This is a genomic window from Rhodococcus sp. NCIMB 12038 (assembly GCF_002165735.1).
Taxonomy (GTDB): Bacteria; Actinomycetota; Actinomycetes; order Mycobacteriales; family Mycobacteriaceae; genus Rhodococcus_F.
The window spans coordinates 1-4,549 of the sequence record NZ_NHML01000065.1 but is presented as its reverse complement, the minus strand read 5'-3'; the positions used below and the strand labels follow the sequence as shown (position 1 = coordinate 4,549).

3 protein-coding genes and 2 pseudogenes are annotated in these 4,549 nt (G+C 66.5%); 2 read left to right on the top strand and 3 right to left on the bottom strand.

Translation table 11 applies throughout. The annotated features are described in order from the left end of the window. Positions 1-345, bottom strand: a pseudogene (locus tag CA951_RS41440) (transposase); the annotation flags it as partial. Positions 346-382: 37 nt separating this feature from the next. Here CA951_RS41440 and CA951_RS41435 point away from each other — a divergent pair. Then, positions 383-1,061, top strand: a pseudogene (locus tag CA951_RS41435) (IclR family transcriptional regulator); the annotation flags it as partial. Between the two features lie 161 nt (positions 1,062-1,222). Here CA951_RS41435 and CA951_RS41430 read toward each other — a convergent pair. Both CA951_RS41430 and CA951_RS41425 read right to left on the bottom strand, forming a co-directional pair. Then, positions 1,223-2,023, bottom strand: a complete 801-nt coding sequence (locus CA951_RS41430) for an alpha/beta fold hydrolase (protein WP_087562375.1) — start codon at positions 2,021-2,023, stop codon at positions 1,223-1,225. Further along, positions 2,020-3,300 (bottom strand): LLM class flavin-dependent oxidoreductase, encoded by a 1,281-nt coding sequence (locus CA951_RS41425; protein ID WP_087562374.1) that lies wholly within the window; start codon positions 3,298-3,300, stop codon positions 2,020-2,022. Before CA951_RS41425 ends, CA951_RS41430 begins: the two co-directional genes overlap by 4 nt. Positions 3,301-4,363: 1,063 nt before the next feature. Here CA951_RS41425 and CA951_RS43905 point away from each other — a divergent pair. Further along, positions 4,364-4,549 (top strand): hypothetical protein (locus CA951_RS43905; RefSeq protein ID WP_218780572.1); only part of this gene is annotated, 186 nt, incomplete at its 3' end.

The window sequence follows — 4,549 nt, the reverse complement described above, 5'->3', positions numbered from 1 at the left end:
GGCTGGGTCCGGTCAGAGAGCCCCCCTTTTGGCCCGGACGCTTGCCGCATCCAGGATCGCTGCCGTCCAGTCGAGTTCGCCCGCGCTCCCGAGCCGGTCGAGCACTTCGCGATGGAGTTTCTCGAACACCCCATCCCGCACCCAGGCACTGAACCGTCGATGCGCGGTCGGCACCGTCACCCCGAAGGAGGGCGGCAGATGCCGCCACGCACATCCGCTGGTGAGCACGTACACGATCGCAGTGAACACCGCCCGGTCATCGGCCGGCGCACTGCCACCTCCCTGCGGCCGGGCGACAAAACGCGGAATCAGCGGTTCGACCATCTCCCACAAGGCATCCGGCACCAGCCTCAGTGACAACTCATCTACCACGCGTCACATTATGTCCCACACATCACTTCATCCACATGAGACACGCTCTAAGTCCATTCCCAAAGGAACCCTGCACCGGGTCCTGTCCGACATGGCGGCGGTGCGGCTGTTGGACCGGAGCGGCAACAACTACCGGCTCGGCGGCGACCTCTTCGAACTGGGCATGCGGGCGTCGGTCGAGCGGAGCCTGCTCGAGGTGGCCATCCCTTCACGGAGGACTTACGTGCGCACCCACGAGACGGTGCACCTGGGGGTCCTCGACGGGACGGAGGTGGTGTACCTGTCGAAAATCGGGGGGCACCGGCAAGCAAGCGCACCATCGAGAATCGGCGGCCGGATGCCGGTGCACTGCAACGCCATAGAAAAAGTGCTGTTGGCATACGGCGACAACACATTGCGGGAGAAAGTGCGGCCCGGTCCGCTCCCCCGCCACACCCCGCGCACCATCGTCCTACCCGGCCCGTTGCGCACTCAGCTCGACCGCATCGCAACCGAGGGCGTCGGTTACGAGTACGAGGAATCGGCCACACGGTATCGTGTGCGTGGCCGCATCCGTCCGCGAAGGCGAAGACGTCGTCGCCGCGATCAGTGTGACCGGTCCCTCGCACCGCTTCCGGCCGGACACCCACGCCGCGTCCGTTCGCGCGGCGGCCGAAGGGATCGGGGTCACCCTCGCTCGACGAAATCGCCACCAATTGAGTGACGAACTCCGCATTTTCACACGAGACAAGCCAGTCGAGGTCCTTCTTTCAGCCGGTTTAGACCGATTTAGACCACCAATAGGTCGGATGTTGGTTCGTGGAATGAGAACGTGTATCAGTGGTGCGATGCGGCGGTGACAGCAGCCACGTCAGCCGAGGAATGCGGAGATGGCCGAGTACGTCATTTCCATCTGCTCCACCTGCGGGACGTGGCCGGCCTTGGGGATGATTTCGACGCGGCTGTCGCGGATCCGGTTGTGGAATTCCTCGGCGTAGTCCGGGGATACGAGCGTGTCGTGCTCGCCCCAGACGATGAGGGTGGGAGCGGTGATCCGGTGCAGGCGCTTGTGCAGGCCGCGGTCGGGGATGGGCCAGCAGAGCTTGCCGGTGGCGCCGAGGTTCCACACCATCGCGGCCTGCGCGTCCGCGAGGGGGTCGGGGTCCTCGGGGAGAGCGAACATGGACTGGGCGGCGTCGCTGCCGGGGTCGGCGAACAGCAGTGCGGGCAGCTCGGCGGGGGCGGCGGCGATCCAGTTGGCGACCGGGGCGTCATCTCGCCAGAGACCGACGGGGTCGAGGAGGACGACCTGCGAGAACAGGTCCGGGTAGGCGGCGGCGAGTTCGGCAGCGAGCATGCCACCGAAGGACTGGCCGATGACCGGGACGGCGGACAGGCCGAGTTCGCGCAGGGTCTGCTCATAGATGAGCACGGTGTCCCAGAGGTCGTCGATCTGGTGGATGGCGTAGGGGTTGCCGGGCGTGGTGCCGGGGAACTCGGGCGCGTAGATGGTGTAGCGCTGGGCGAGCTGGTCGAGGAACGGGTCCCATGCGAGTCCGGCCGCGGGGTGGACGTAGACGAGCGGGGGTCCGTCGCCGCCGATGCGGACGCGCATGGTGATGCGGTCGTTCCAGGTGGAGATGGTGTGGTCGGTCAGGGTCGTGGTGGTCATGCGGTCACCGCCTGGGGATCGGTACCGACGTGGTCGCCGGTGGGGTGGGGGACGCCGCCGAGGGCTTCGGGCCACCAGTGGTGCTGCCAGTCGTCGGTCCAGATCTGTTGGATGTGCGGGAGGACCTGCTCGGCGAACAGGCTGATGTTGTCCATTGCCAGGTGGTGCGGCATGGACCCGAATTGGAGCATCGCGTGTAGGTTGCCGATGCGGAAATCGCGGGCGATCTCGGTGATCTGGTCGCGGACGGTGGTGGGGCTGCCGCAGATCACCGAGCCGGCTTCGACGAGTTCGGCGAAGGTGGCCTCGCGCATCTTGGCGTAGATGCCGAAGTCGCCGGGGTCGCGGAAGATGGCCTGCAGGCCCTTGATGTCGATCCCGCCGGGAAGGGTGAGTCGGTGCATGGGAATCGAGCCGATTCCCTTCTGGAAGAAGTACTCCAGGTGGCGAGCGAAGAGCTTTTCGGCCTGTGCGTCTGTATCGGCGACGCAGATGGTCTGCATGAATCCCATCTGGTAGGGGTTGGCGTCCTTGCCCAGACGGTGGGCGGTGTCCCAGAATCGGTCGAAGATGCGCCGCCCGGCGACCTTGGCCCCGAACCAGCCGAAGTAGTTGAACCCGAATCCGCGCCTCAGGCAGAACTCCATGGTGTTCGGATTTCCGAGGCCGGTGATGAACACCGGGGGGTGCGGGTCCTGCTGCGTCGGGCGCGGCCAGAGGTTGACCGTGGGATGCTGGTGGAATCGGCCGTTCCAGGCGAACACGTCGGGGTCGGTCCATGCCTTGAGGACGAGTTCGAGGTTCTCGTCGAACCGCAGTCGGGTCTCGGCGGGCGGGACGCCGTTGTTGATGTTGGCGTCGTAGGCCAGACCGACGGGGAAGCCTGCGATGAGGCGGCCGTTGCTGATGGCGTCGAGCATCGCGAGTTCTTCGGCGACGCGCAACGGCTCTCGACTCTTGCCCAACGACCGGCCGAGCGGGTAGATGCCGGTGGTGAGGCCCTCCGCCTCGGTGGCGTAGGCGACGGCGGCCTCGATGATGTTCGGGTTGGGCACCATGTCGTAGGAGCTTTGAGCGTGCTCGGTGACGGCGATGGCGTCGAATCCCGATCGGGCCGCGTGCATGATCTCGTCCAGGGCGCTGCGGAAGGCCCCGTGGATTTTCTCGGGTTCGGTGACCTCGTAGTACGGGGTCGTGACGACGGATTCGGCGTAGCGCTTCTCGAAGTCGTCGGGCAGTTCCCGGTATGGGACTTGCTGGAAGTACGTGACTTTCATGTGATCAACCTTTGGTGAGTGGTGGCTCAGGACGCGCAGGTAGCCCGATTCGCTGAATTCGTGGAGACGGTGGGCAGGTGCACGGGCACGGCGCAGTCGCTTGACGCGAGATCTCGCCGGCTCGGGACTAACAACCCCGGCCGGCGGTGACCACCGTGCCGCGTGCCTCAGACACTATGAGCGGCGCCGGACTTCGGGCGATCCGCTGTGCGCACTGTTCGATCCACTTCCCACGGCTGGTCCGCCTGTGCCTGCGCGCACCTCTGTACCGGGCTCTGCGATGACGGCATCACTCAGGGCTCGCGGAAGGTGTCGGCCAAACAGCGGGGCCGCGGCGGACCTCGCCGGGGTTGCCGGTCGCTGAATCTGCCGGCGATGGCGTCACCGAGTGTGCAGATGGAAAGGTCGTTGCTGTTGGATGACGACGGAGTCGTCTGCACGGTGTCGGCGTTCGAATCCGTGTGTACGCCGACGCTCGGCATGGGTGACGGACGGATTCGGGCCCGGCGGGACCGTTCTGTTTCAGCCGCTGCGCGGCGGCGAGGGAGCCCTCCTCGCGGGTAGATCCCGATCAGATCCCATCCGAAACGGTGACGATCGTTGACCGCGCGGCCGACAGGGACACAGCGCTCGGAGCGGATTACCGAGATACCGAATGGCGACGAATGCCTCGCGGGCAACGAGGTCCAGCCGCTCGGCGCCTTGGCGCAACAGTCAGTACACCCGTGCTCATCGGGATACCCGGCCAAAACCCAAGGCGCACCGCCGATTCCGGGTGGTCCATCCACTCGGCGATATGCCGGAATCCGACGCCTTCCGCCGCTTGTGGATCAACGCATGACCAATGACCTCGGTGATGTCCGTGCGGCGGGCATGGAGGGCGACAGGCCGCAGGTGGTGGGTGGCGGCGCACCCGCCGGCAGCGGGCCCGCCGTAGACGCACCGTTGCCGTAGCGGCGCCTGGTGCGCGGACCGTGCGGTTGCGTCCACGCTCCGCGGGGCCCGGCAGGAGGGCAGCGCATGGTGCCGCATCGAGCAACGCGTCGGCCTCTTCGGGCGGCGAATGACGATCACCGCCGAAGACCCCACTCATGGTCGGTTCCGTCGTGACGACCGCGCCGAACCACCCTGGCGGATCAGCACCTTTCGTGGCCAGCCGTCATCACCGATGCCGACGACGGCGCCGCCGTCGATGTGCGATCGTCGGTTCGCTCGCGACGGCGCGGCCCACCACCTCGCCGAGCAACCG